A 26,873-nucleotide genomic window follows, 5' to 3' on the forward strand; every position below is an offset into this window, starting at 1 on the left:
GCGAATAAAAAATTATAGATAAATGTTTGAAAAACATTTGGAAATGTGTCAGCAAAGAAAGGTGAAGAATTTTTTGACACCAAAAGAAAGAGCCAGTCTAAAAGTCCAACATCGTCGTGAAAGGGACAGACGCATCTGTGACCAAATCAGGGCTGTAATTTTAGCAGATGAAGGATTGAAATGCTTGCAGGGATCTTTATTTTTTGTGTTGCATGCCAGCCGGCTCGATCCATTATAACAACAGCATGCCTCCCTTCGGGAATATGATGAGCTATCTCTTTTAAATGTTCTTCAAGAACGAATCCGTTGGCACAAGGAGCAATAATAGCAGCACTTTTCTTTTGTGAGGGACATACAGCGCCAAAAATATACCTGAATAAAAACTGCTGTTGCCTAACAGCTCGAGGACGAGTTCCCTTTATAGCCCAAATCCGTGTCAAAGAACCTTGTTGACCTATGCGACTTTCATCTTGAAACCATAAGTCTACTTTATCTAAAGAAACATCTTCTGGAAGAATATCTGTTATTGTTTTCAGAAGTTTTTTTTAAAGTCTTCTTGTGCTTGTGGATCTCTTTTTGGGTGTTGAGAACGAGAGGTAATCCATGAGAATACAAGCCGATGCAAGAGATGATACATGCCAGATGTGCTATAGATGACATTATATTTTTGGGCAACCATATCAACAATATTTTGACATTTAATCCGACCTCCTGAGCAATTGCTATGAAGGGATAGAATATCCTCCCGTAGAGTTTCTAGGTTTGCTATACGAGCTTTTTTTCCTCGTCCCTTACGAATACTTAAGAGAGACTCTAACCCGCCAGATTCGTAGGATCGTCTCCAGATAAGAATTATTTTATGGTTTTTTTCAATGAAAGCGCAAACCACCTCTTCACTCATTCCTGATTGAATTTTCCAAAGCGCTAACAAACGAATGCCGTACTTTTGTTATCCGTGTTGTTTGTATACTTCTTCAAAGTTGTCTGGCCAGTTAACTTGCATCCCTTACTCCTATCATATTTTAGGGAAGGTCAGCATATTTTTGTAAAATTTGTTACTTATTTATAATAAATGGTATAAGTTGCATTTCGATTTTGAATTCAGCCCACTTGTCCTTCATTGAAAATTATGTTTTATTTTTGAATCAAAGGTGTCGCTAGGATGGCGCGATACTCTGAACTCAGCCCAGCCATCATAAGAAAGAGAATTAAGACTATGAAACTTCATTTATTAGCTTCAACAGCTCTCATTGCGGGTTTTGTTTTGGGTGCGCCTTTAAATGCCGCTGATCCAGCTTCCGATACAATCGTTGCCAAAGTTGATGGTAAAGATATTACTTATTCCCAAGTCATGGCTGAAAAAGACAAGCTTCCTAAAAAAGCTCAAGAGCTCCCTGCGGAAACACTTTTCCCCGTGCTGCAAAATCAAGTGGTTGATGTCAAGTTGATTGAAAAAGCAGCAGCAGGATCTGGCCTTGCTAATGATCCAAAAGTCAAAGAGGCTGTTCAAAAAATGACGCAACAGCTCATTGATCAGGCTTATTTGGCCAAGCAAATTGAAGGTGCCGTGACAGACGCAGCCATTAAAGCGAAATATGACGAAATCGTCAAAAATTTCCCTAAAGAAAAAGAAATCAAAGTGCGCCACATTTTGGTTAAAGATGAAGCTACAGCTAAACAAATCGTCAAAGCCCTTAAAGGTGGATCTGACTTTGCGAAACTCGCCAAAGAAAAATCTACAGATGGTACAGCCAAAGACGGCGGTGAATTGGGTTACATCACAAAAGACGCTGTTGTGAAAGAATTCAGTGATGTGGCTTTTGCTCTTGAAGTTGGTGCTTACAATGAAACACCTGTAAAAACTGACTTTGGATGGCATGTTATTAAAGTTGAAGACAAGCGTGACGCTAAAGCCCCTACATTTGAAGAAGCCAAAGAAGAGCTCAAAGCGCTTATGGCGGAAGAAGCGATTTTGAAGCTTTTGAAAGATTTGCGTGCTACGGCTAAAATTGAACTTTTTGATAAAGACGGCAAGCCTTTACCAACGGCTCCTGCACCTGCAGCACCTGCTGCGGTTCCTGCGCCTGCGGTTCCTGCATCTGCAGCTCCGGCAGCTCCAACTCCAGCTGAAGCGCCAAAAAAATAATAAGTCACTCAGTTTAATAAAAAAAGCCTCGGGGAATCTTTCCTTGGGGCTTTTGCTTTTAAAATGAATTTAATCTGTCTCAGTGTAGATAGAAGTGAGTGTTAGGGGAAAGGTGATACCAGCCTATCTCACTTTTATTTGAACTCAGACAGAAACCTTTTGATAAATGAGGGCGCATGCTATAAGCAAAGTCATCATGAGACTTGATCATTTTTATTCCGTTTTGAAATTCGTTTTTTTCCTGAGTGCTGGACTTCAGGGAAATGCAATTGCAAATCCAGTGTCTCTTGAGACATTTCGAGGAGAGCACATTGTCTCCATCGATTTTAATGCTCAAAAAGCCTGGGCCAAACGACCTGATCCCTCAAAATCAGGTCTGAAAGGGTGCCTAAAAAAAGCCCTGGTGGATTTGATACCCATTCCTTTTTTTCGTCCGACTTTTTCGTGTTCGCCTGCTCAAACTTTAAAAGCAGAAGTTGATCGAATTCATCACCTTCATGCGCAGGATGTTTTTGTTCCCAATATTTTAGAGAAAACGTCCCAGTGGATTGTCTTAAGTGATTTGGGACCAACGCTTGACTCTTTAATGGCACTCGCGTCTTTGGAAGATAAAAAGAAGTTGGGAATTCAAGCCGCTGGTGCGCTTGCCGCACTCCATCAAAAAGGGCAATGGCATGGACGTGGTGAAATTCGTGATATGACACTTACCACTTCGCGCGAAATTGGATTTATTGATTTTGAAGAAAATCCAAATGGACCATTGTCTGTGAAGCAAGCCCGAGATTTTTTATTATTTCTTTTTTCGCTCAGTGAGTTTTTTGAGGACCCTCAGGACATGGTTGCCATCGTTCAAAATTATAAAAACCAGGGACCGCGTTGGTCATATCGCATTGCGCGGGTAATCTTTCAAATTGTCTCCCCTTTTGTTAAAGTCTTAAAAATTGTACCCTTGGGTCGAGATGGCGTAAGACTACTTAAAGCCATAACCCTTATTGAAAGCACGTTAAAGGTGATCGAATGTCCCAAAAACCCATCATAGGAATTACCGTTGATTCTCAAGGACCCGGGAGTTACTCAAAATTTCCCTGGTATGCTCTTAGGGAAAATTATGTGAGTTCCGTTCAGCAGTTGGGCGCAATTCCACTTCTTCTTCCTCATGAACCTGATCATGTGACTGATTATTTGAATCTTGTACAAGGTCTTATTATCACCGGTGGAAACTTTGATGTGGACCCCTCATATTATGGGGAAGAGACGAAATCGGAGACCGTTCAGCCCAATCCAAAACGCACAGCTTTTGAATTTTCACTTGGGAAAATAGCCTTAGAGAAAAACATCCCCATTTTAGGAATTTGCGGGGGGATGCAACTTTTAAATGTGGTTTTAGGGGGAACCCTCATTCAACATATTCCAGATGCTATATCTACTGAGATTCCTCACGAACAACCCAATCCTCGCAATGAAGTCAGCCATACGGTGACAGTTTTGGAAGACTCAATCCTTCATAAAATCACCAAGGCTTCCGAAATTTACGTTAATAGCGCCCACCATCAAGCCATTAAAAATCCAGGTCGAGGAATTGTTTTTAATGCTCATGCACCTGACGGCGTTGTCGAGGGATTTGAAGTGCCTGAAACCCGTTTTTGTTTAGGTCTGCAATGGCATCCCGAGTTTTTCATCACCCCGCAAGACAGAGCCATTTTTGAAGCTTTCCTTGCTGCAGCGCAAAGTTAAATTATGACCAAAGAACGCATCGCTAAAGCCATCGCTCACGCAGGGCTGTGTTCGCGACGAGACGCCGAAAAACTCATCCTGGAAGGTCAGGTCATTTTAAATGGTGCGCTTGTCACAACACCTGCAACTTTGGTTTCGGCCGAGGATAAAATTGTGGTCAAAGGCATGCCTTTGGCCAAGCCAGAGGCTCTTCGTGTGTGGCGTTATTATAAACCCGTGGGACTTGTGGTCAGTCATCGAGATGAAAAAAATCGTCCTACCATTTTTGATGCCCTTCCCTCAGATCTTCCCCGCGTGATTTCTGTGGGCCGTCTTGATCTCAGTTCTGAAGGACTCATTCTCCTCACGACAAGTGGTGCTCTTTCTCGCAAGCTCGAACTGCCTTCAACGGGGTGGAAACGCCGCTATCGCGTGCGTATTTATGGAACGCCTACGCCGGATCAGCTCTCAAGTTTGAAATCTGGAATTACTGTTGAGGGCATTCACTATGGCCCTATTGAAGCCCAACTCGACCGTCAACAAGGCCACAATGCCTGGATTACAATGACCTTAACAGAGGGAAAAAATCGTGAGATCCGAAAAATTATGCAGCATTTTGGATGGAGCGTGAGTCGTCTAATTCGCCTCAGTTACGGCCCCTTTTTATTGGGCAACTTAACGCCAGGGGAAATTTCTGAAGTTTCTAAAAAAATGCTGCGAGAATCTTTGGGCAAAATGCTTGAGGGTGTTCAATGAGAGTTGTAGGGGGTACACTTCGGGGCAAAAAATTAATCGCCCCTGAGTCGCTCCAAGCTCGTCCCACCTCAGATCGTTTGAGGGAAACTCTCTTTAATATTTTAGCGCATAATCCTGAAATGGGACGACTGCCAGGACCTAATACGCGGGTTTTAGATGCTTTTGCAGGCACAGGAGCTCTCGGACTTGAGGCGCTCTCAAGAGGGGCCCTTGAGGTCACATTTGTGGATTACAATTCAGATTTGGTGCGCAACAATGTTCTCCAATGTCATATGGACAAGAAAGCAACGATTATCTCAGGTGATTTCCTTAAAACGCCCCTCAAAGGCTCATTTGATCTTATATTTCTGGATCCACCTTATGGACAAGGGCTCATTGAAAGTGCCCTTTCCCATTTGATTTCTGCGCATGTGGTGACGGAAAAAACAATCCTTGTTCTTGAATTTCAAAAAGATGAGAAAATTGAAATTCCAGATCTATTTGAAATTATTGCAGAAAGAAATGTGAGCATTTCAAATGTTTTATTTTTAAAAATGTCCGAGTTCAGATAGAAGTGAGACAAAATTGGGAGGGATGGAGATGAGCTGAGCGCGCCCCCAAATTGCGCTGTAGCGAGGCTCATCTCCATTGCCATACCCAAACCAGGCCTCAAGAATAGGAAATGTAAAAAACCTATTGATGGAGGACTGGATGAGGATCCACGGATTACTGAAAATACACCTAGTCGCCCCTGAAATATTTCCTAACACGTTGAATCAAATTGATTTTATGCTGAAAATTTGATAGTAAAGGCCATTGCATAATTAATAAAAATTCCAACTGAGGTCCTGAAAAGCTAATTTTTGAGTTTTTTAAATTGAGGGGGATGATATTTTTCTTCGTCTCTTTGTTCTTTTTTTGCTCAAATACTCACTTAACTCGCCTGATTTATCCATAAGCAACCTTATTTGTGGCCTTTAAGAGGTTAAAGGCTATGGCTTTTAGGGCCATTTGTCCTTGAACTTTGGGTGTTGTAAAATAGGATGCTCTCGTGAATTTGAATTTTCGTTTTAAGGTTCCAAATCCTTGTTCCACCCTATATCGAATCTTCGAAATCATCCGGTTAAATACTTTTTGCCAATGGGTTAAGGGCTTATTTCTTTTCGCTTTCTCCATCAACCCGTTCTTAATCCCCTTAGACCTCAGCAAGTCTTTGTTTCCTTGGGAAGCATACCCTTTGTCTCCATAAAGCCTCTTATCTCGACGCTTCTTCACAACCTCTTCCAACTCTCTCACTTCAGAGACATGCGCAGGCGTCACGTGAACCTGATCAATATATCCGTCCTCCTGGTCAATGACCATAAAGCCTTTGTACCCAAAATAGCTCCGTTTCCCCTTCTTAAGCCATGTGGCATCTGGATCTTTGGAAAGGGTTACCTGCTCTTCAACAGCATATTCCTTGTCTTCTTCACGATCAACAGCCATCCCCTCCATTTCTTTCCGAGGACGTGCCGCTGATTCGATAAGCGTCGCATCTATAATCGCTCCTTGGGATTCTTTCACTTTTAATCCCTTTTGTTCTAGTTGATAATTGATCATTGCAAGGAGGTATTCCCAAAGGTTTTGACTGATCAACAAGTTGCGAAATCGACAGAGCGTCGTATGATCAGGCACCTTTTCCAACCCCGTGATGACCATAAAGTCCAACCGAACCCTCAAGGCTTCTTCCAACCCCTCATCGCTTAAGCTATGCCAAGCCTGCAAAATCAACGCCTTCAGTAAATTGACTGGTACGTACCCATTGGGGCCATAGCCAGATCTTCCTAGTTTCCCCATATTTTGCTTTACACTCTCCCAGTCGATAAGGCTAAAAGCTTGGATAAGTTGACTGTTCTTTAAACGCTCTCTGGCTTCACGATTTAAAAAGGACATTTTCGATCACTCCTGCTTTTCGGACTTTCCTCAGTATATCCTTTCTCTCCTCATCCCTCAATTATGCAATGGTCTTTAGTATAATTGCAAGAAATGAGGATCAACGGATCGAAAGCTTGCAATATGAAACCGTCAAAAACAGATACATCTTAAACTGAACTTGTACGAGTTCATATATAGTACTTCTCCATTATATTGATAGAGATTGGCTGAGGAGTTTATCAAGGAGTTGATGAAGGTTTTCTGGGTTTTGCTGGACGAGGGGGCGGAGGATGGATTTGATTTTGTGCCACCAATGTTCGATAGGATTGAGGTCAGGAGAGTCAGTTGGGAGAAAGAGGAGATGGCAGCCAAATTTCTCAATCAAATCTTTCGTTTTTGGCGATTTGTGAAAGGCGGCATTGTCCATAATCAGGGTGGTATTTTTTGATAAACCCGGCAATAAAACCTACTCAAGCCAAGCATTAAAAAGATCTGCATGACATCCACCTTGAAAGGTGAAAGGCGCCACGAACGCACCCTTCATGAGACCGCCAATGATACTGACACGCTCTCTTTTTTGGCCCGGGATCTCCGCGTAAACCTTTTGCCCGCGCGGCGCCCAGGCATGCTCTCGATAAAGGCGATTATCAATCCCAGCTTCATCAATCCACACGATTGTTTCAGGATCTATTTTCTCAAGCTGTTTTATAAATTCGGCCCGCTTGTCTTCGTTACGTTCTTTGTAAAGCGTCGTCTTTTTTTCGTGTAATGTTTAAACGTTTAAGCCATTTACTCACGTTTTGGAATCTCAACCCCAAAGCTTCGGCGATTTGTTTGAGCGTATGATCCGGATTTTGAGCGACGTAGTCTCTGAGTTTTTGCTCATCGACTTTACGCGGATAAGAAGTGCGTTTTTTCGGTTTAATATCCCCTTGTTTATGAAGACATATCCATCGATAGATCGTGGCTTCTCCAACGTTAAAAACCTTTGCAGCCTCCCGCTTACGGCCGCCGCTCGTAATGGAGGAGATGACCTTTTTTCGCAGCTCTTCCGAATATGCTTTTGCCATACGCTCCTTATACCTAAACTTTTCCTAAAAATCTATCTATTTATAGGGGAAGGACTATAAAACTCTGACATTTTAAAGTCATCCTGTATTATAATAAAATTATCTCGCCTTTGCTATATACCGCTCGGCAATGAAGAAGCCTTGTTAATCAGAGGAATGAACGAAACAACCGTTGTAATTCAATAAAATTTTATGTATAAATGGGGCATGAGAATTGAACTGACAAATAAAGAAAAACAAGATCTAGAATTTCAGCACAGTAAAGAAAGAGATCGTCGCGTGGCTGATCGCATCAAAGCCGTTTTGTTAAATGCGGAAGGATGGACTCAAAAGCAAATCGCTCAGGCTTTGCGTATTCGCTATGAAACTGTTCAAAATCACCTCAACGATTACAAGAATAGCAAAAGCTTAATCCTGAAAATGGTGGCTCTGAAAGCCATCTTACCCCGCATCAAACTTTGCAGCTGATCAGCCATCTTGAGGGCAACGAATGAACAAATAGCTCATTCGCAACAATTTTTCTTTCAAAAAACTAAGGGCACACCTTCGAAAGCTGATCCAGTAAAACAAGCTGAGTTTATCCAAATCTCTTGGGTTCCATTAATTTGGAAACGATGGATGTGACTATTGCAGCCCCTAAAACCATTGATAGCAAGGCCATGGAAAAGCATTTTGCCGCCTTGCGAAAGAAATATCCCAAGGCCCCAAAAATTCACCAGATTTTAGATAGGGGCCCTTATAACATCAGCAAAGACACAAAGCGCCGCTGAAAAATATGGGATCGTTCTTCATTATTTGCCGCCATACAGTCCAAACTTGAATCCAATTGAGCGATTATGGAAAGTGATGAACGAGTACGTACGCAACAATCGTGTCTTTCAAAGTGCTGCTGAATTTAGGGATGCCATTGACGCATTCTTTGCTACGTGGCCTCAAATCGCCAGCTCTATGGTTGACCGCATTAATGATAACTTTCAGATCCTTAATAAGGCATCTTCAAGTTAAAGGAGTATATCTCAAAAAAAAAATGACTTTACCACCGCTGTAAAATACTTTTTTGACAAAACTGTTCATGAAATTAAAGACGTGATTCAAAGCCGTGTCACAGACAGCTTCGAACGACTTAACACCCAATTTTCATTTTGATTGGATGTAAAATTAAAAAAGACTCGCCTTATTTGTTTCCTCGAAATATAATTTTTTCAAAGGATAATAAACAGGGAAGGTTAAAATTTAGGGATGTTGCTTCAATTTTCGTTTCTTTTATTGATCACCGTCAGTTTTTGCTTTGGGGCTCAAGCGCGCCTTCCCGAACATGATAAGGCTGTTGATCTTGCGCGAAATAACAAATCATCAGAAGCACTTCAGATTCTTGAAAAATTGCATAAAGACAATCCAAAAGATACAGAAATTACTCACGACTTAGTGACTGTTGCGCTCTGGGCGGGTCAAAACAAAAAAGCACGGGACACTTTTTTTTCTGAATTGAATCCGCAGAATGTGCCTCTTTATGCTTTAGAATCTGCCGCAAAAGCTTCCCGTAATTTAGGCCGTTATGAAGAAGCCAGACGGCTTTATGAAATTGGGCAACAACGCGATCCCAAAGCTGAAGTTTTTCAAAAAGGCCTTCAGGCGGTTCTTGAAGACGAAAAATCTAAAAAACACAAAAATCCCGCAAAGAAAAAAAGTGATCTTCATCCCGAACATGAAGAGGCCCTCGCTCTGGCCAAGGCCGGGAAAGTTGAGGAGGCTGTAGATATTCTTGGTCTTTTACATGCGAGATTGCCAGAAGATAAAAAAATAACGAATGATCTTGTCGTTTTGGCTATGTGGGCCAATCAAAATGAGTTGGCGCGAGACGTTTTTTTTCAAGAGCTTTCTCCTAATACGGCTCCACTCTATGTTTTATCGGCAGCAGCAAAGGTCTTACAAAATTTAGGGCAGCAGGAAGAGGCGGCACGCCTTTATCGTCTAGGCCTTCAAAGAGAGCCACATAACAAAAATCTCATCATTAACTATATCTATTTTTTATCAAAATCAGAAAAATATAATGACGCCCTTACTCTTTTGAAGTCTTTGAGAAGACAATTTTCCAAAGATACAGAAGTGCTTTTTGCCATAGCCTATGCTTATGAAAAAGGGAATTCCTTTTTAGAGGCGATGGGAACGTACGATAAAATTCTTGAAATTCAGCCTGAGAATAAAAAAGCTATGAGGCACGAGTTACGCAGTTTGCAGCAAAAGGGTGGGAATCTAAGCGAAAGACATGAGTTTTGTTATTTCTCTAGAGATATCATGCTTAATAACATCCCACTGCTGCTGATAAAAAGAGAAGCCTCCAGCAAGTCGTCTTTTAAATCTTTGAATCCAAGCCGAAATGGCAAGAAATATATGATTTCTTTGGGCTCGTCCCGTGCGAGACTGACAGCGTTCAAGACCGCATGTTTGCTTTAATTCCCGATGATAAACTTCGATTTTCCAACGCGATTTCATGACCAGTTCAATATGATCACGAGAGGGATTATCCCTATTGGTTCCGATATAATCCGTGCGACCGTTTTTGGCAACAAACCGGAAAACAGTAATCCATCCATATCCGCGTAAGTGAACTTTCAGTCCTTCATCTGGAATGTCCAGCTTTTCAAGAGTTTCTCCACGATTCACTTTCCTGTTTTTCTTCAACCCCATCACCCATGTCCAGCCTATGGATTCAATGGCCTTCAGATTATTCAAGCTCGAGTACCAAGCGTCTGCAACCACGTCATCCGGATTTATCCCTCTGTCTTGAGCCAGCTTTAACATTTCCCTGAAATGGTCATTCTTGCTTTTGCCATCGCTGGCTTTATCATAAATACGATAATCAACAGGAATAGAGTCATGACTCCTCAGGCCATGCCATACCAAATTGACAAGACCTATCCCCGCAATAACATCATGGGCATTCCCAGAATACTGATAATGCACAAGCTCTATCTTCTCGCTCCGATTTTTATCCAAAATTGTATCGTCACATACTAAAAAACAAGGTTCTTTCTTGTTAATAAGAGATTGAGTAAGATTCCACACTCCGCTCGGACGCAATGCACTAGAACTCAACCATCGATTGACGCTGTCATGCGACAATGGAATCGGTGACACCTCCGAAAGTGCCAACCCTGAATAGCGCACACTGCTGGCTTGTAAAAATGAACGATAAAGTGATTTTGTGCATTTGTGTCGAGACATCATTTCTTCTCATTTAATAAATATTCCCTCTCACCTTATCTCTTCTCTCTTCTCCTGCAAACTGCGTAACTCGTGTGAGGGCCAGAATTGAAGCGTTACGCCAATCGGGTGCGCCTTACCGCGCTCATGAGTTGGCGCTTCAATCTCCCGAGCTTTTTCAAAAACAAGACTTAGAAAAATATGAAGGGGACAAAACAGCGGTTAGAATCAGATGGGGAGAGGATGGAGGTCCAGAGCCCTTAAAACGATATGACCATACAGATCAAGCGATTCGGGATCTTTTGAGGCATAAAAAAGAAAATCTTTCTGCGCCTGAGAAAGAGCGCGCCCAATCAGATCTCATTCAAGCCTTTCATAATCGATTAGAAATGAAGAGAGCAATAATCGAGTTTGAAAATTACAAGGGCAAAGGGAAATCCATCAATGCTATTCCATCCTATGTTTTAATTGCCGCGGGTGAAGCTTATTTACAATTACGGGAACCCCAAAAAGCAAGAGAGATTTTGGAAGAAGTTCATCGAAAAAGTCCGTTAAATTATAAAAACAACGTTCTTCTTTATTATGCGCACGAAGAAACAGAAGATCATGATAAAGCTCTTGCATTTATTAGAAATTCTATTTTGTATGAACCTAAGTGGATCTTAGGAAAAACGGAAAACTCTTCTCGAAAAGAACTTGAGCAAACGTTAGCAGCCTCACCTTTTTATTCTAACTTAAACAATGAAGGACAAAAAACTCTAGAAGATTTCAATAATACGGCGCCAGCCAATCTTGAAATATTAAGGCTTTTGAGTGACCTTTATAATGCAAGAGGGCTTCCTCGTGCATCTCTCGAAAAGGCAGAGCTCGGCCTTGCCCTTGAACCTCAAAATATTGAATTACAAGTTGCTAAAATTAAAGCGCTTATCAGTCTCAATCGTATAGAGGAAGCTAGGTATGAAAAAGAGCAACTTGTGAGGCTTTATCCAGAACAATCTAACGTTCAGGACTTAGAAAAAGAATGGAAAGTATTTGATAAATGGGAAATTATAAGTGACTTTCAAAATGAAAAAAGTTCGGGAACGACTTTTGGATCTAAATCCTCTCAACTTGACACCAAACTCTATTCCCCCCCTATTTATAATCACTATCGTGTCTTTGCACATGATGTCATAGGACGGGCCTTGTTTCCCGAAGGCATGGAGCGTCTTTATCGTCAAGGCGCGGGGGTAGAATATCGAGGGCCCGATTGGGAGATTGAAGGTGAAGTTGATCATAATGCCTATCCCACACAACGGCCCTCCTTTCGTTTAAGCACAACGTGGAATCCGCAAGACGAATGGTTGTATTCTGCTCAGGGTGAATATTTTTCACTGGATACTCCGATGAGGGCCTTAAAAAATCATATTTTTTCAAATAAATTTAAAAGCGGTGTGACCTATCAAAAAAATGAAGATTTTTCAGCTGGGATCCAAAGTTACATTCAAAATTTTAGTGATAGAAATTTGTGGGGGGGTGTTTCTGGATTTATGAAGAAGGATATTCTCGTGCATCCCAAGCGAAAGATTGATTTGCGTGCAGATGTAGGAACTGATTTTTCTCGTTTAACCAATGTCATTTATTTTAGCCCTAAGCGAACTCTGAGTTATTCTTTGACAACGTCTGCTGTGGATCAACTTTGGAGACAATATGAAAATGAATTTCATCATCGTGTCACTATGAGTGGTGGGTTCTATTCTCAAAAAGGTTTTAAAACTGAGTTTGTGGGTAAAATTGGATACCAGCATGAGATCAAACTTAATAAACTTTATGAATTGATTTATGGGGTCGAGCGAGGTCGCAATGTCTATGACGGAGGTCTTGAGTATTCAAACACCGTATTTATCAAACTTAATGCGAGATTTTAAAAATGTTGAAAAAAATATTCATATTGATTTTTCTATGTATTAACAACGAAACAGCTTTAAAAGCCTTTGAAAATAATAATTTTATTATTCTTTCTTATCACAACATTACAGATCAGGTAACTACTGATAATTTTCAACAAAGTGGGGAAGACTATTCTCTTCCCGCTCAACAACTAACGGCACAATTCCAATGGCTTTCTGAAAATGGATATACAGTCATTTCCATGGATGATGTCCTTCAAGCCAAAAGGGGTGAAAAAACGCTTCCTGAAAAGGCCGTTCTTTTGTCATTTGACGATGGTTATCAAAGTTTTTATCAAGAAGCCTTTCCACTGCTGAAAGCTTTCAATTATCCTGCAGTTCTTGGAATTGTTGGAAGCTGGATTGAGGTTCCTGAAGGTCAAGATGTCAAATATGAAGAAAAGAAAAAAATTCCGCGGGACAAATTGATGACTTGGGAAGAGATCAAAGAAGTTCAAGATTCGGGACTCATTGAAATTGCCAATCATAGCTATGCACTTCATAAAGGAATTCCTGGAAATCCTCAGAAAAACCTTGAACCTGCGATTGCAACACATCAATATTTACCTAACCTAGGAAAATATGAAAGCGATCATGCCTACCTCAAAAGAGTTCATGAGGATCTTAAAAAAAATTCAGATTTATTTCATCAAAGACTTGGGAAAAAACCACGTATTATGATTTGGCCTTATGGAGCCACAAACATGAAAGTTGTTAAAATAGCTCATGATTTGGAGATGCCCATTACTTTTACCCTTGAGGATAAAATCAACACTGTTGATAATCTTACGCTTTGCGGTCGAAAACTTGCTATGTCGTTCACTACTTTAGGTGATTTTATTATAGATATTTACGACCTGTCTCACCCTCCTTTAGATCCTTTCCGAACAGTTCGGGTGGATCTTGATTATGTGTATGATCCTGATCCAAAAATTCAAGAAGAGAATCTGTCCAAACTTGTTCAACGGATTTATGAGATGCAAATTTCAGCCGTCATTCTTCAAGCTTATGCTGATCCAGATGGCAGCGGGAATATTAAAGAAGTTTATTTTCCAAACCGCCATTTGCCAATGCGGACAGATTTATTAAATCGATTAACCTGGCAACTTCGTACACGTGCTGGAGTTGAAGTCTTTGTTTGGATACCCATGTTGGCGTTTGATATAAATCGCGAGGACCTTCTTGTGAAATCGTATGATCCTCAATCAGCTAAGCTTTATGTAGATAAAGAAAGATATCGTAGACTTTCACCTTTCCATCCGAAATCCCAAAAAATCATTCATGAGATTTATGAAGATCTCTCTAAAAGCAGCTTTTTTGCAGGTATTGCTTATCATGATGATGGTGTGCTGTCAGATTTTGAGGATGCCAATGACTTTGCATTTCAAGAATTTTTGAGGGACTCTCACCTTGAAATCACACTCTCTGAAGCTATTCAAAATCCTGAATATCGAAAGGCATGGGCGTCTTGGAAAACTCAAAAGCTGATTGATTTTACAAAATCCCTGACGGAAACCGTCAAAATTTACAATCCCTTTGTCAAAACGATGAGAAGCCTTTTTGCACTTCCTATTTTAAATCCGGATAGCGAAGAATGGTTTTCTCAAAATTTCGATTCATTCCTAAAAACGTATGATTATACGGCCATTATGGCGATGCCCTATATGGAAGGGGCCGATGATCCTGAAGGCTGGATGAATGATCTTGTGGAAAAAGTGAAAAATCACCCTGAAGGCCTGAAAAAATCACTTTTTGAACTTCAATCAGTCAATTGGCGCACAAAAAAACTAATTTCTACAGAGGAGATTGTCAAATGGATGCAAAACCTTCAAGTCCGTAAGGCCATTAATTTTGGGTACTATCCCGATGATTTTCATCAAGATCATCCTCAAGCCGATATTGTTCACAGAGGAATTTCAAAACAAAATTATCCTTTTAGGTTATAGGAAAAAAATGTCAGAACGCCCTCCTCTTAAGACATATCAAGTTATCATTCACACTGTGATGATCATCATAGGGTGGTTGCTTTATATTTTTGCATGGATTTATGTTTTTAAATATTATCCAGAGCATCTCAATATAGGTGGAATTTTAATTCTGATCAGTTTTTGTTTGGGGCTTTCCGTAACTGCCTTTTGGGTTTACCATAATATAGGTATCCATAAACGCAAGGGCTCCCGAAAATCCATAAATGTCACGACTTACCAATATGCTCAAGATTGGAACGAACATAAAATTCATGCCATTTGGGATGAGGTCAAAAAAGCAAGCCAAATTCACATCCATATTGACCCTGAGAAAAAAGAGAAACATTTTCTAATAAGAAAATTATATGGTTAACTTCTTTATAGACATTTTTGGACCTATTTATCTAGGAGTTGTGCTTTATGTCGCCATTTATCCAGTAACAACATCAATCATTTGGATTTTAACTGCGCTCATTTATCGCTATCATTGGGAAGATAAAAAATTAGAATCCAGTTTAGAGTTCTACCAACCTTTTGTTTCTGTGATGATTCCAGCCCACAATGAAGCACAAATTCTCCCCCATTCTTTGCCCGCGATTACATCTATGGACTATCCTCACTATGAAGTCTTACTTTTAGATGATGGGTCCACAGACAACACACTGGAGATTGCGCGAGAATTTGTTGAATCTGGAAAACTAAGGATTCTTCATAAATCCAAAAATCAAGGTAAAGCTCTGGCGTTGAATGATGGATTTCCCTGCACAAATGGAGAAATCATCGTCATTTTTGATGCGGATGCGGAACCTCATCCTCAATTTTTAAACCATATGATTAAACATTTTCAACATCCGCGTGTGGGGGCGGTCACAGGACATCCCAGAGTCAAGAATACAAATACATTTTTGGCAAGACTTCAATTGGTCGAATTCACATCAATTATTGGACTTTTGAGAAGGTCCCAACGGATTTGGGGACGGATTGTGACAATTTCAGGGATTGCCTCTGCGTTCCGACGGGAAGCACTTCACGATATGGGTGGATTTAGTCCTAATGCTTACACCGAAGATATCGAAATCACCTGGCGTCTTCAAAAACACTTTTGGGACGTCCGATATGAACCGAAAGCCACCGTTTGGATGCATGTTCCTGAGACATTTACAACATTTTTCAGGCAACGTTTGAGATGGACGCATGGACTCATGCAAGTTCTCAAATGGAATGCGGATGTGATGACGCATTTGAAATGGCGGCGCATGTGGCCTGTATTTATTGAAGCGGTGCTTTCGACATCTTGGGTTGTGGCATTTGCCCTTGTTCTTATTTTTGAACTTCTGACGTGTAAACTGGAGGGGGATTATAGTCCTTATTTTTTGAAGTGGGGAATCGTAGTTGCAACCGTTTCATTAGTACAACTTTTTACAGGCCTGATGGTTGACTCTCGCTATGACAAAGATGTTCTCAAATTTTTCCCGTATGCGATATATTATCCCCTCATTTACTGGATTACAATGGTGGCTGTAACACTTTGGGCATTGCCAGTTCTTTTTAAAAATTCAAAAGAATCGATTCGTTGGAAAACGGGAAGAAAATAATGGTGGGCGCTGCAGGATTCGAACCTGCGACCCTCTGATTAAAAGTCAGATGCTCTACCGACTGAGCTAAGCGCCCGGAAACACACTGTGTGTGAGTCCGTATGGCCGCCAACATACGACCAAAGACTCAAGAGGTCAATATTTTCTTACACACTTTTTATCTGAGGGGCCTTAAGTTCCCGATAAACAATGAAAAGACCGCTTGAAATGACGACTGCACATCCCAAAAGAAGGTGCGGGGTGGGGTAATTTCCGTAAAGAAAAATATCCAAAACGGCACTCCAAAGCATAGAGGTATAAATTATGGGGGCCACAGTGCCGGCGGAAGCATTTAAATACGCATGACTAATGCACAGTTGTCCAATGCCACCACCAATCCCGAGCATCATGAGTGAAATCCACCCTCCAAGGTCCGGCTCTACCCAATAAAAAGGCAACACAAATAATGTGAAAAGCCCTGGAATTAAGGATCCCCAAAAGGTTAAGGACAAGGGATCAATGGAAAGGCTCAGTTTGCGTCCAAAAAGATTATAGGCCTCCTCAAGGCCGGCGCCTGCAATAATTCCTAAGGCCGCCCAATGCATCACATCCCCAGAGGGCTTTGCAATAATCAAAACGCCTATGAATCCGATCGCTACCGCTCCCCACTGTAATGATTCGACCTTTTCTTTCAAAATCGGGTAAGACAAAATCACGAGGAAAAACGTTGAGGAAAAATAAAGAGCAATGGAGTTGGCTAAAGGCAAGGGCCCGATTCCCCAAAATAAACTTGTCAGGGCCACTGCCAACAAGATTCCACGAAAAAGATGAAGTTTTCCGGATACAAGAGGAGATGAAATACGCCTGCCTTTGAAAAACATAAGTCCCACACAAAAAAGTGCGGCAAATAAGCAACGGAATGTCACAAGTTGAATGGGAGGGTAAAGTGTCGTTGTGTCTTTGACAATAGCGTTCAAAATAGAGAAAACCAACATCGCAAGACACATATAAAACATTCCCCAAAGGGGTGATTGAATTTTGGGCATACATTTCCCTGTCTGTGAATGCATTTATAAATACAGTGAATTACTTATGTTGCAAAAATTACCTACGTCAAGAAAAATCCCTCTTGCATTTTCAAAAGACTCTGATCATATTGCCTTGCCCCTGATGTGGGGGTGTTTTTATTTAATGGAGAATATACAAATGAAAAATATCGCTTTGGCTCTCGCCCTCGTTGCTGGTTTCGCTTCTGCTGCAGTTGCTACAGAAGAAAAAGCTACAACTTCCACAACTGAAGTTGCTGTTGATTCCACAAAAGCTGCTACTGAAGGTACAGTTGATTCTTCTAAAAAAGAAGCTTCTTCTGAAGAGACAACAAAAGCTAACTAATCTCTTTGAGATTTAGCTTTTTGAAAAAGAGTGTAGGTTATCTGCCTACACTCTTTTTCTTTTTTAAAGATCCCTCTAAGATACGTTAAATTATTTTTTTGGAAGTTTTGAAACGACAATGGCCCCATCCGCCCGAGAATTCTGGAAATCTTTTGTGTACGAACGCTTTCAAGAGGGATTTGGACTTTTGCTCTTAAGTTTTTCGGCTTGGGTTTTTATTGTTCTTTTTTCTCACAATCCCTTGGATCCTTCCGCTAATGTCGCAATTAACGCCGACATTCAAAACTGGGGTGGAGAAGGCGGGGCAAATGTAAGCGATATGTTATTGCAACTTTTGGGTCGCAGTGCTTATGCAGTTCCTTTAGGGTTGGTGCTTTTGGCCTTGGGCACAATGAAAAAAACGTCTTTCTTAAAATTGGTGTCTTTGAGTACACTTTTTCTTCTCTCCTTTCTTCTTTTAAGTCCAGGTCTTCTCGTCATTCATTGGGGAGGTGCATTGGGACATATGATGATCTCGGTCATTTTGCCTTTAAGCGCTTATCTCATTTCTCTCAACATCACCATTTTGATATTCAGTCTTTTGGGAAGTCTAGGTCTTGTGATTGGATTTTCACTCATTGGTTTGCATCCCGTTCAAAGAACGAAAGAGATTTTGTCGGGTCTTTACGAATTTGGGATAAAAATTATTTCGTTTTTCAACTGGGTCCGTTTAAAATTTCCCCATTCCCGTGGCAAAAAACGGATTGATCCCGAATTTGAGGAAGAGATGGCACTTCCGGTGCCAGACGATAAATCCTTAAGGCTTCAAGACTACATTCGCCCCGCTTCTGAAAAGCCAATGCCGTCTAAATCACCAAAAGTAAAAAAGGAAATGCCTGCGCCCCTTCTCGATTTGGCTCAGGATGATGATTATCAATTGCCACCTTTAAATCTTTTGACGCCGCCTGAAAAAGTCTCCCGCGTCCATGAAGTTTCAACAGAACAGCTCGAGGAAAATGCAAGACTTCTTGAGGAAGTTCTCAATGATTTTGGAGTCCGTGGCGAAATTGTTAAAGTTCGCCCGGGCCCTGTTGTGACATTATATGAACTCGAGCCAGCACCTGGAATTAAATCCTCACGGGTCATTAGTTTAGCTGATGATATTGCTCGGTCTATGAGTGCTTTGGCCGCTCGTGTGGCAGTAATTCCTGGCAAAAATGTTATAGGTATTGAACTTCCCAATAAGACACGTGAGATCGTTCATTTGCGTGATCTTCTTGAAAGTCAAGAATATGAACACACCAAAACTCACTTGACTCTGGCTCTTGGAAAAGACATCGGAGGCACACCTGTTATTGCAGATCTTACCCGCATGCCTCATCTTTTGGTCGCGGGTACGACGGGGTCTGGTAAATCTGTGGCCGTCAATGCGATGATTTTATCCCTTCTTTATCGATTGCCACCTGAAAAATGCAAATTCATTATGGTCGATCCCAAAATGTTGGAGCTTTCCATTTATGACGGAATTCCTCATCTTTTGGCGCCTGTGGTCACTGATCCTAAAAAAGCGGTAGTGGCTTTGCGTTGGGTTGTTCGTGAGATGGAAAGCCGATACCAAGCGATGTCGAAACTCAACGTGCGTAATATCGAGGGTTATAACATCCGCATTCAAGAAGCCATTGAAAGTGGGGAATCCATTACAAGGCGTGTTCAGACGGGATTTGATCCCGAGACGGGAAAACCACTTTTTGAAAATCAACCGCTCGCCATGGAGCAAATTCCCTTTATCGTAGTTGTCGTCGATGAAATGGCTGATTTGATGTTGGTTGCCGGAAAAGAAATTGAAAGTACCGTCCAGCGTCTTGCCCAAATGGCGCGTGCGGCGGGAATTCACCTCATTATGGCCACCCAAAGACCCTCAGTTGATGTGATCACAGGAACCATTAAAGCGAACTTCCCAACACGTATCAGCTTCCAAGTAACCTCTAAAATTGATAGTCGTACAATTTTAGGGGAACAAGGCGGTGAACAACTTTTGGGTCAAGGTGATATGCTTTACATGGCGGCAGGTGGTCGAATTTCTCGTGTGCATGGGCCCTTTGTGTCTGACAGTGATGTCGAGCGCATTGTGAAATATCTCAAAATGCAAAAAGAACCGGATTATATCCAAGACATCACCGCTTCCGAAGATGGACCGGGGTTGCCCGGATTTGAGAATGACAATGAGGGCGATCAGCTATATCAGCAAGCGCTTGATTTGGTGATGCGGGAAAAAAAGGCCTCCACAAGTTTTATACAACGCCATCTTCAAATTGGATATAATAGAGCCGCACGGATTATGGACCAAATGGAATCTGAAGGTATTGTAAGCCCCGCCAATCACGTGGGCAAACGCGAAGTTCTCGTCAGTTAGAGATTTTTTGAAAGGAAAAAAGTGGTGGAAACATCTTTAGAACAAGGCCGTTATCCTAAATTTATTTCAAGATCATTTTTTAAGATTCAGCATGGCAATGGGGAAAGAATGCTTTCCTACATAAGAATAACCCTTCTCACACTTCTTCTTTCAACCTTTCCCCTTTCTGCCGAGGAGGCCCACGACTATAGCCGTTATGAAACATACTTGAATGGCCTCAAAACATTTCAAGGCAATTTCTCCCATATCTCAAACGGAAAAGAAGCTTCAGGTACACTCAAAATGTCGCGGCCTTGGAAAATGCGTTTAGATTACAATCCCCCACAAGCGCTCATTGTGGTTACAAATGAGAAGTGGCTTTTGACTTATGATAAGGATTTGGAGGAATCAAATTATCTCTCTCTTTCTTCAACACCTGCAGAATTTATTTTGCGACCCCACATTCAATTTTCAGGTGATGTTGAAGTTACCAATATTGTGCGCCGCAGAGATGATACGACAGAAATCACCCTTGTTAAACGCGAAGAGCACGATGCTGGACACATTACCCTTATCTTTAAAGAAAACCCCTTGTCTTTGAAGGAATGGACCATTGTGGATGCGCAAGGCTCAAAAACCACTGTAAGTTTGGAAAATGTCAAAACAGACGTCACATTTCCCGATAAGCTTTTTAAATTCCCTAAACCTAACGTTGTTCAACAAATTTTTTAGGGTTGAAGAGTATACCCCCCCGGAGTGGTGATTAAAATCTCCGGGGATTTGGGATCTTCTTCAATTTTTTGTCGCAAGCGATAAATATGAGTTTCAAGGGTATGGGAATCGACGCCTTCTTTATAGCCCCAAACATCTTTAATGAGTGTTTCACGTGAAACCTCTTCCCCTTTGTATTTCAAAAAATACAAAAGAAGCGCACCTTCTTTTTCCGTCAGAAGTGTCAGCTTTTGAGAAACTTCATTATGAAGATGCCTCAGGCGCGGGTTGTAGAGAAAATGAGAAAATGTCACCAAACTTGCTGTCATCTTCTTCTGTATGCTTTGAAGCAAAAGATCAAAATTAAGGGGGGCGGATGTGTCAACAACACAGATCTTAGGGTTGGAATAATCTTTCCCCTGGTCGGTCAGAATAATTTCCGCCTCATCTTCTGTTTGCACCAAAGAATACGTTTCAATTTGGGTCATCACTTCTTTGAAGCTTTCCAGAAGGAGGGTGTCGTGAATATCGAGAAAAAGCTTCATTTTACAAATCTTTCAATAAGTTAAATAGCTTAAACTGTGGCAATGGTGTCACAACTCTTATGAAAAGGACCTTAATTTTTTGAGTCCTCATTGTTTCATGAATCGAGGTGTGGTTTCAATAATGCGTGTGATTCATTTCAAATCACTATTTTGTATCAATCTGTAGGAACACTTATATCCTACACCTGGAGGAACGATAAATGAAAAAATTTCTTTTAGGCTCTACGGCTCTTCTCGGTGCTGCGCTTTTCGTAGGCGAAGCGAAAGCTGCTGAAGCTGTAGCCCCAGCAATGTCAACGCCAAAATTGACAATTTCTGGACAATCCACTTTCAACGCTTGGTGGTTCACCAATAAGCAACAAAAATTCCGGAATGACGGTGACATTGGTAACGGTTCTGCCCTCGCTGATGTTGTTAACGGAGTCGTTCCTGGAACAACACCTCTTACAGGTGATGATAGCCGTGGTTATGGTCGTGGATATCTTTTCACGATGGACGACAGTCGCTTGAAATTTGATGTCAGTGGAAAAACAGATCCAGGAATGGATTACGGTTTTGCCGTTCTTGTGAATACAAGCACAGAGCAAACATCTTATGATAAAACTATCAAAGAAAGCTATATCTGGGCTGGTGGTTCATGGGGTCGCCTCACATTCGGTAACACCGATGGCGTTGAAGACATCATGGCTTTCGGTGGATTTGATCCATTGGGCGGTACAGGCGGTTTTGACGGTAACTTCGACCGTGTTGTGAACTTTGTGACAGGTACGGTCACTTCTATTGACCTCGTTGGTGACACAGGAAAATCCACAAAAGTCATGTATCAAACACCACGCTACTATGGCTTCCAAGGTGGTATCAGCTTTACACCACAAACAGGTCACCAAGGCGAAGCTAAGATCAACAGCTCACGTGATTATGGCAAAAAAGGGGAGCTCAATGCTTTCGATCGTCGTAGCATCGCTGGTGGTTTGAACTTCCTCAACAAGTGGAATAATGGCTTTGAACTGGGTCTTTCTGGAACAGCTATTTTCGCAAAAACTCAACCTGAGTTTACGGGTGCGAATTGGGCAATTTTGGATAACACCAACACCGTTATTCCTGGTGCTTCTGGCAGTGCAAATCGTAAGAACACAGCTTCTTTTGCTTTGGGTACGATGATGCGTTATGCAGGATTTGAGTTTGGCTTTGAATATGGCAACAACGGAAAATCACAACAAGTTAAAAATTTCCAAAGTGCAACTGGGGTTAAAACAAACCAAGGTTGGTTTATTGACACAGGTCTTGCGTACAACTGGGGTCCAACAAAGTTCAGTGTTGGCTATATGTACACAAAGCGCAAAAATGCTAAGTTGAATGCCAATCAAACCGGCTTCTTGAGTGCGAAAAACCGTACAAACATTATCTCCGCCTCCATCGATCATAAGTTGGCGCCAGGAGCTGGTGTGTACTTTGAATACGCACACTATGACATGAAGAACGAAGGCTTCAACGTTGATGCAATGTTGCACAATAGCTTGCAGACCGACGGTAACTTTAACTTGGCAACAGGCGGTTCCCTTACAGGTCCCGTGGGTCCAAAGCAAAAGTCTGATGCTTTTGTCTTGGGTACAAAGGTTAAATTCTAATCCTTTTCAAGGATGAGGATAACTTAAGGGAGGGGGAAACCCCTTCCTTTTTTTATGTCGGGTCATCGTGATTTTTTTGCAACGCTGAACTTTAAAAAATTTCTAATTTATCAAATGAGTAGAAAAAAAAATACTCTCTGGTTAGAAATTAAAAAAACTAGGGGACCCTTAAAATGAAAAAAAACATACTCTTTACAACAATACTTCTTCTTTCCTCATCAGTAATCTTTGACGTGACTGCTAGCGCACCAATGGCGACGTCTCAAGCGCCCGTGATCACGGTTTCAGGACAAGCTTCTTTTAACGCCCGTTGGTTTCATAACAAAAATCAAAAAGTACGTAATGACAGTAATTTGGGGCAAAATTTTGCTGCGAATGCCACGACCAATCAAGTTATTAATGAACAAAACTTTCAGGTTTTCACACCTCTGCCTTTAAATCTCTCAACCGTCGAAGGTTATGGCCGTGGGTACATGTTCACGATGGATGATACCAGCCTTAAATTTGCTCTCGATGGAACTACCGATTACGACATGGACTACGGAGCTGTTATCATTGTCAATGGGGACACAGAACAAGTCTCTGGTGAGCTTACGACCTATGACAAAACCATCAAAGAAAGCTATGTTTGGGCCGGCGGTACATATGGCCGTATTATCACTGGAGATACGGATGGTGTTGAGAGCATGATGGCTTTTGGAGGCGCTGATCCCCTTGGAGGAACAGGCGGGTTTGACGGCACCTTCGATCGTGCTTTAAATCCTGTGACAGGGACGATTACCACTGTAGATCTTGTGGGTTCAACTGGAAAAGCCACTAAAATCACTTATCAAACCCCTCGTTTTTATGGTCTTCAAGCTGGTGTGACGTTCACACCACAAAATAATCATTTGGGTGAAGCAAAAGCCAACACGAGCCGCGATTATGGTTCTGATGTTGTCCTTGGACCCGTTGACAGAAGAAATATTGCGGGTGCCATAAATTTCCAAAATGAATTTGAGAATGGTCTTCAGCTCAATGCCTCTCTCACCGGAATTTTTGCAAAAACACAACCGGAGTTTACAGGGGCCCAATGGTTCCTTACGGATGTTAATGGCGTTATCGTTTCCCAAGGTAGTGGAAACCAGAAAAATACAGCCTCATATGCCATTGGTGGAGGTCTTAGCTATAAAGACTTTGAATTTGGTATAGAGTTTGGCGATAATGGCAAGTCTCACGAAATTAAAGATTTGGCTGCAAAAACCAAAGGTGTTCACAAAAATGCAGGTTGGTTTATTAACACAGGGGTTGCATACACGTATGGTCCCACAAAAGTCAGCTTTGGTTATATGTACGCGAAAAGGAACGGCCTGGGTTTGAATGGTACTGTTCAAAACAATAATGTAAACTACTTTAAAGCTAAAAATCGTACTAATATTTTCACCTTTTCCGTGGATCAAAAACTTTCTGCCGGAGCAGGCATTTATTTTGAATATGCCCATTATGACATGAAAAATGAGGGCTTTAACGTGGATGCAATGTTAATCAATAGCCTCAACTCTGTTCTTAGCAATGGAAATCTTTTCACCGCAAGTGGAGGCGGTCTTGCAGGTCCTGTGGGTCCAAAACAAAAAATGGACGCCTTTACATTGGGTACAAAGGTTAAGTTTTAATCTTTCAAAGGATGAGGATAAGTTAAGGGAGGGGAAAACCCCTCCCTTTTTTATCCGCGCGAAAAAACCACGGGGCTAGCCCCGTGGATGTAGCGCTCCCCCAAGCCTTCTTGCTATGATGCGAAGTATGCAGATAAGGAAGTAAGGACACTGCGCCTACCAATGTGAGTATCACCTGGTGATTGTGAGCAAATATCGACGGAAGATATTGAATGAAGGTAGTTTTGCGTATTTCACAGAAGTGATGAATCAGATAAGGGAGAAGATGCCTGAAGTCATCATCCTAACGATGAATTATGATAAGGATCATATTCACTTACACCTATCTATTCCCCCTAAGATAAGAGTTAGCGATGCAGTTCGAACCATAAAGTCCATGAGCGGCAGATTGTTGAAGAAAAAATTCGAGTATATGAGAAAAGCTTATTGGGGCGTGGATGGTATTTGGTCAGATGGTTATTTTGTATCCACAGTTGGGGTAAATGAGTACGCGATCAAGCGCTATATAGAGCATCAAGGGCAAGAAGACTTGGGGCAAGCGCAGCTTGTACTCGGCCTATAGGCCGACCGGGATACCACGGGGCTTGCCCCGTGGAGTGTTCACCAAGACACTCAAGAAATACCAGACTGAGATTGTGGGATATTTTAAAAACCGCTACAGCAGTGGTTTTGTAGAGGGCATTAATAGTTTTAAAGCCTTGTGAGGTCTGATTACATCCTCAAAGATGGTACAGCGTGGAATGTTTGCTTTATGCAAGGAAAGCCTTGTTTTTACGACATTTTATCAATCGATTCTTACCAAGACGGCCAGCCTTGGGAAGGACTCACTCAATTTCTACAAGAGTTCCTTTATCCGCTGATGATTCAGTCTTATCATGGTATTGATTTTCAACCTTTATGGAGAGCAACACAACATGGAATTCCCGTTTCACTCCTCTATAAAACACTATCGAAACGTGATTTGTTCAAAAGGGGTGTATTTAAGTACGTATTTTTACATGAAAAGCTTTATTCTCATAAAGCAGTTGCAGAAGCCAAAATAAAAAAAGAGTTTTCATCAACAACTTTTCCAAAAGCTGCTCTTTTAAATATGATCAGTAACCTTCGCCAATGTATTGTCTCCTTAACTATTACAAAGGATTCTTCGGTGTGGAAGAAATACGATGATCAAAACACATATGAATCTGAGGACGTCAAAAAAAAGGAGCGTTTTATAGATGAAGTTTTGAGTGAAATCAAACCAAATTCGTTATTAGACCTAGGCTGCAATACAGGGCGCTATTCATTTATAGCGACTAAAAAGATAGATAGAGTTGTTGCGTGTGATCTTGATCCCACTTGTGTTGATTATATTTATCATAAAGATAACCCAAAGATTTTACCTCTCGTGTTAAATCTTATGACCCCCTCACCTGCAATGGGATGGTGCCTTACGGAACGAAAAGATGTCTTCTCACGAATCAAAGTGGATTCGTTTTTGGCACTGGCATTGATGCATCACTTATGTATTACCTACAATGTGCCACTAGAGAGCTTCGTTAAATTTTTGAGATCAATCGCACCTTGTGGAATCGTTGAATGGGTGGATAAACAGGACCCCATGGTTCAGTTTTTGCTCAGAAACCGCACAGATATTTTTGAAAATTATACTTGGGAAAACTTTGAGTTGTACGTAAAAAAATATTTTGATATTAAAAAAATAGTGTCTTTAAATAAAGGCAACCGAAAAATTTTATTTTTAGGTGTGAATTAGAATAAAATGATGAAAAAAGTGTATTATTATATCTTGTTTATTGCTATCAGTGCATGGCCGTTTTTGAACTTTTACGGAAGTGAGGCGAATCAAGGATGCATTAATGTCAATCAATATTTAATTTTATTTTTGGCTTTCATTTGTGCGAGTTCTTTGGCATCAGAACTTTTGATAAAATTTTTAAGAATTGAGAGAGCTCGCTACCTTGTTGTTTATTTAGTTTTTGTAATTTGGTTTTTCAATTATACTAGATTTTGGGAAATGGTAAGCACAATTCACATTTTGTATGCCATGCCACATAAGTCCTTTGTATACCTCGCATGCTTACCAGTTTTAATTTATGGTTTTAACAAGCTCTCTAAATTTGATGGCGTTCAGAAAGCCTGCCAAGCTTTTATCGCTGTGGTTGTTGTTTTTAGTTTTTCTGAGGCGTTTTCTACTCATATAAATAAAAATAATAATAATGAAAAATTCTACAATAAATTTAGATATAATAAGCGAGGAGTAAAAAGAGAAGAACCTGTGGATTTTTCTTTTAGGAAAAAACCTAATATATATTTCTTGCTCTTA

28 protein-coding genes, 1 tRNA gene and 3 pseudogenes are annotated in these 26,873 nt (G+C 41.1%); 23 read left to right on the forward strand and 9 right to left on the reverse strand.

Annotation, left to right across the window (positions count from 1 at the left end):
• Nucleotides 1-22: 22 nt before the first annotated feature.
• Nucleotides 23-238, forward strand: a complete 216-nt coding sequence (locus Bealeia2_RS08090; protein ID WP_331256536.1) for a hypothetical protein — start codon at nt 23-25, stop codon at nt 236-238.
• Here Bealeia2_RS08090 and Bealeia2_RS10600 read toward each other — a convergent pair.
• Complete coding sequence (locus tag Bealeia2_RS10600) at nt 147-440, reverse strand: transposase (protein ID WP_414437859.1); 294 nt, start codon at nt 438-440, stop codon at nt 147-149. The two genes, Bealeia2_RS08090 and Bealeia2_RS10600, sit on opposite strands and share 92 nt — an antisense overlap.
• Nucleotides 441-532: 92 nt before the next feature.
• Nucleotides 533-901, reverse strand: coding sequence for a winged helix-turn-helix domain-containing protein (locus Bealeia2_RS10605; protein ID WP_414437871.1), 369 nt, complete (start codon nt 899-901; stop codon nt 533-535).
• Nucleotides 902-1,216: 315 nt separating this feature from the next.
• Between Bealeia2_RS10605 and Bealeia2_RS08095 the strand changes: the two genes are divergently transcribed.
• The 5 genes from Bealeia2_RS08095 to rsmD all read left to right on the forward strand — a co-directional run bounded on the left by Bealeia2_RS08095 (nt 1,217) and on the right by rsmD (nt 5,166).
• Nucleotides 1,217-2,146 carry a peptidylprolyl isomerase gene (locus Bealeia2_RS08095; protein ID WP_331256537.1) on the forward strand — a complete coding sequence of 310 codons (930 nt, stop codon included), beginning with the start codon at nt 1,217-1,219 and terminating at the stop codon, nt 2,144-2,146.
• Nucleotides 2,147-2,312: 166 nt separating this feature from the next.
• Nucleotides 2,313-3,185 (forward strand): BUD32 family EKC/KEOPS complex subunit, encoded by an 873-nt coding sequence (locus Bealeia2_RS08100; RefSeq protein WP_331256538.1) that lies wholly within the window; start codon nt 2,313-2,315, stop codon nt 3,183-3,185.
• Nucleotides 3,164-3,880 carry a gamma-glutamyl-gamma-aminobutyrate hydrolase family protein gene (locus Bealeia2_RS08105; RefSeq protein ID WP_331256539.1) on the forward strand — a complete coding sequence of 239 codons (717 nt, stop codon included), beginning with the start codon at nt 3,164-3,166 and terminating at the stop codon, nt 3,878-3,880. Before Bealeia2_RS08100 ends, Bealeia2_RS08105 begins: the two co-directional genes overlap by 22 nt.
• 3 nt (nt 3,881-3,883) lie before the next feature.
• Nucleotides 3,884-4,615 carry a pseudouridine synthase gene (locus tag Bealeia2_RS08110; protein WP_331256540.1) on the forward strand — a complete coding sequence of 244 codons (732 nt, stop codon included), beginning with the start codon at nt 3,884-3,886 and terminating at the stop codon, nt 4,613-4,615.
• Entirely contained in the window at nt 4,612-5,166 is a 555-nt protein-coding gene (rsmD, locus tag Bealeia2_RS08115) for a 16S rRNA (guanine(966)-N(2))-methyltransferase RsmD (RefSeq protein WP_331256541.1), read from the forward strand. Before Bealeia2_RS08110 ends, rsmD begins: the two co-directional genes overlap by 4 nt.
• 376 nt (nt 5,167-5,542) lie before the next feature.
• On the opposite strand, the gene Bealeia2_RS08120 is transcribed toward rsmD, so the two are convergent.
• The 3 genes and pseudogenes from Bealeia2_RS08120 to Bealeia2_RS08130 form a co-directional block, all read right to left on the reverse strand.
• Nucleotides 5,543-6,526: an IS5 family transposase gene (locus tag Bealeia2_RS08120; RefSeq protein WP_331255236.1), complete on the reverse strand. Its 984-nt coding sequence runs from the start codon at nt 6,524-6,526 to the stop codon at nt 5,543-5,545.
• Between the two features lie 190 nt (nt 6,527-6,716).
• Nucleotides 6,717-7,181, reverse strand: a pseudogene (locus Bealeia2_RS08125) (IS630 family transposase).
• 58 nt (nt 7,182-7,239) lie between these two features.
• Nucleotides 7,240-7,578: an IS630 transposase-related protein gene (locus Bealeia2_RS08130; protein WP_331255365.1), complete on the reverse strand. Its 339-nt coding sequence runs from the start codon at nt 7,576-7,578 to the stop codon at nt 7,240-7,242.
• 192 nt (nt 7,579-7,770) lie between these two features.
• On the opposite strand from Bealeia2_RS08130, the gene Bealeia2_RS08135 reads away from it, so the two are divergent.
• From Bealeia2_RS08135 to Bealeia2_RS08150, 4 genes and pseudogenes are all read left to right on the forward strand, one after another.
• Nucleotides 7,771-8,046, forward strand: a complete 276-nt coding sequence (locus tag Bealeia2_RS08135) for a helix-turn-helix domain-containing protein (protein WP_331256542.1) — start codon at nt 7,771-7,773, stop codon at nt 8,044-8,046.
• A 146-nt stretch (nt 8,047-8,192) separates the two neighbouring features.
• Nucleotides 8,193-8,348 carry a hypothetical protein gene (locus Bealeia2_RS08140; protein WP_331256543.1) on the forward strand — a complete coding sequence of 52 codons (156 nt, stop codon included), beginning with the start codon at nt 8,193-8,195 and terminating at the stop codon, nt 8,346-8,348.
• 76 nt (nt 8,349-8,424) lie between these two features.
• Nucleotides 8,425-8,583, forward strand: coding sequence for a hypothetical protein (locus tag Bealeia2_RS08145; protein ID WP_414437873.1), 159 nt, complete (start codon nt 8,425-8,427; stop codon nt 8,581-8,583).
• Between the two features lie 822 nt (nt 8,584-9,405).
• Nucleotides 9,406-9,768: pseudogene (locus tag Bealeia2_RS08150) on the forward strand (tetratricopeptide repeat protein); the annotation flags it as partial.
• A 63-nt stretch (nt 9,769-9,831) separates the two neighbouring features.
• Here the strand turns inward: Bealeia2_RS08150 and Bealeia2_RS08155 are convergent.
• Nucleotides 9,832-10,803, reverse strand: a complete 972-nt coding sequence (locus Bealeia2_RS08155; protein WP_422388038.1) for an IS701 family transposase — start codon at nt 10,801-10,803, stop codon at nt 9,832-9,834.
• 74 nt (nt 10,804-10,877) lie between these two features.
• On the opposite strand from Bealeia2_RS08155, the gene pgaA reads away from it, so the two are divergent.
• The 4 genes from pgaA to Bealeia2_RS08175 are packed head-to-tail and all read left to right on the forward strand — an operon-like array spanning nt 10,878 to nt 16,272.
• The gene (pgaA, locus tag Bealeia2_RS08160) at nt 10,878-12,689 is read left to right on the forward strand and encodes a poly-beta-1,6 N-acetyl-D-glucosamine export porin PgaA (protein WP_331256544.1); all 1,812 of its coding nucleotides are present in this window, start codon (nt 10,878-10,880) and stop codon (nt 12,687-12,689) included.
• Between the two features lie 23 nt (nt 12,690-12,712).
• Entirely contained in the window at nt 12,713-14,656 is a 1,944-nt protein-coding gene (gene pgaB / locus Bealeia2_RS08165; protein ID WP_331256545.1) for a poly-beta-1,6-N-acetyl-D-glucosamine N-deacetylase PgaB, read from the forward strand.
• Nucleotides 14,657-14,663: 7 nt separating this feature from the next.
• Entirely contained in the window at nt 14,664-15,050 is a 387-nt protein-coding gene (locus tag Bealeia2_RS08170; RefSeq protein WP_331256546.1) for a hypothetical protein, read from the forward strand.
• Nucleotides 15,043-16,272 (forward strand): glycosyltransferase, encoded by a 1,230-nt coding sequence (locus tag Bealeia2_RS08175; RefSeq protein WP_331256547.1) that lies wholly within the window; start codon nt 15,043-15,045, stop codon nt 16,270-16,272. Before Bealeia2_RS08170 ends, Bealeia2_RS08175 begins: the two co-directional genes overlap by 8 nt.
• Here the strand turns inward: Bealeia2_RS08175 and Bealeia2_RS08180 are convergent.
• Nucleotides 16,273-16,348: transfer RNA gene (locus Bealeia2_RS08180), tRNA-Lys, on the reverse strand.
• 70 nt (nt 16,349-16,418) lie between these two features.
• Nucleotides 16,419-17,297: a DMT family transporter gene (locus Bealeia2_RS08185; protein ID WP_331256548.1), complete on the reverse strand. Its 879-nt coding sequence runs from the start codon at nt 17,295-17,297 to the stop codon at nt 16,419-16,421.
• A 46-nt stretch (nt 17,298-17,343) separates the two neighbouring features.
• On the opposite strand from Bealeia2_RS08185, the gene Bealeia2_RS08190 reads away from it, so the two are divergent.
• From Bealeia2_RS08190 to Bealeia2_RS08200, 3 genes are all read left to right on the forward strand, one after another.
• On the forward strand, nt 17,344-17,643 hold the full coding sequence (locus tag Bealeia2_RS08190; protein WP_331256549.1) for a hypothetical protein: 300 nt from the start codon (nt 17,344-17,346) through the stop codon (nt 17,641-17,643).
• A gap of 154 nt (nt 17,644-17,797) precedes the next feature.
• Complete coding sequence (locus Bealeia2_RS08195) at nt 17,798-20,035, forward strand: FtsK/SpoIIIE family DNA translocase (RefSeq protein ID WP_331256550.1); 2,238 nt, start codon at nt 17,798-17,800, stop codon at nt 20,033-20,035.
• A gap of 24 nt (nt 20,036-20,059) precedes the next feature.
• Nucleotides 20,060-20,746 (forward strand): LolA family protein, encoded by a 687-nt coding sequence (locus Bealeia2_RS08200; protein WP_331256551.1) that lies wholly within the window; start codon nt 20,060-20,062, stop codon nt 20,744-20,746.
• Here the strand turns inward: Bealeia2_RS08200 and Bealeia2_RS08205 are convergent.
• Nucleotides 20,743-21,270: a winged helix-turn-helix domain-containing protein gene (locus Bealeia2_RS08205; RefSeq protein ID WP_331256552.1), complete on the reverse strand. Its 528-nt coding sequence runs from the start codon at nt 21,268-21,270 to the stop codon at nt 20,743-20,745. The two genes, Bealeia2_RS08200 and Bealeia2_RS08205, sit on opposite strands and share 4 nt — an antisense overlap.
• A gap of 200 nt (nt 21,271-21,470) precedes the next feature.
• Between Bealeia2_RS08205 and Bealeia2_RS08210 the strand changes: the two genes are divergently transcribed.
• The 6 genes and pseudogenes from Bealeia2_RS08210 to Bealeia2_RS08230 all read left to right on the forward strand — a co-directional run.
• Nucleotides 21,471-22,898: a porin gene (locus Bealeia2_RS08210; RefSeq protein ID WP_331256553.1), complete on the forward strand. Its 1,428-nt coding sequence runs from the start codon at nt 21,471-21,473 to the stop codon at nt 22,896-22,898.
• A gap of 173 nt (nt 22,899-23,071) precedes the next feature.
• Nucleotides 23,072-24,550, forward strand: a complete 1,479-nt coding sequence (locus tag Bealeia2_RS08215; protein WP_331256554.1) for a porin — start codon at nt 23,072-23,074, stop codon at nt 24,548-24,550.
• 160 nt (nt 24,551-24,710) lie between these two features.
• Nucleotides 24,711-25,112: pseudogene (gene tnpA / locus Bealeia2_RS08220) on the forward strand (IS200/IS605 family transposase); the annotation flags it as partial.
• Nucleotides 25,113-25,146: 34 nt separating this feature from the next.
• Nucleotides 25,147-25,254 (forward strand): transposase, encoded by a 108-nt coding sequence (locus Bealeia2_RS10610; RefSeq protein ID WP_414437872.1) that lies wholly within the window; start codon nt 25,147-25,149, stop codon nt 25,252-25,254.
• A 47-nt stretch (nt 25,255-25,301) separates the two neighbouring features.
• Nucleotides 25,302-26,303: a methyltransferase domain-containing protein gene (locus Bealeia2_RS08225; protein WP_331256555.1), complete on the forward strand. Its 1,002-nt coding sequence runs from the start codon at nt 25,302-25,304 to the stop codon at nt 26,301-26,303.
• A gap of 6 nt (nt 26,304-26,309) precedes the next feature.
• Nucleotides 26,310-26,873 (forward strand): hypothetical protein (locus Bealeia2_RS08230; protein ID WP_331256556.1); only part of this gene is annotated, 564 nt, incomplete at its 3' end.

Source organism: Candidatus Bealeia paramacronuclearis, from assembly GCF_035607555.1.
GTDB lineage: Bacteria > Pseudomonadota > Alphaproteobacteria > UBA9655 > UBA9655 > Bealeia > Bealeia paramacronuclearis.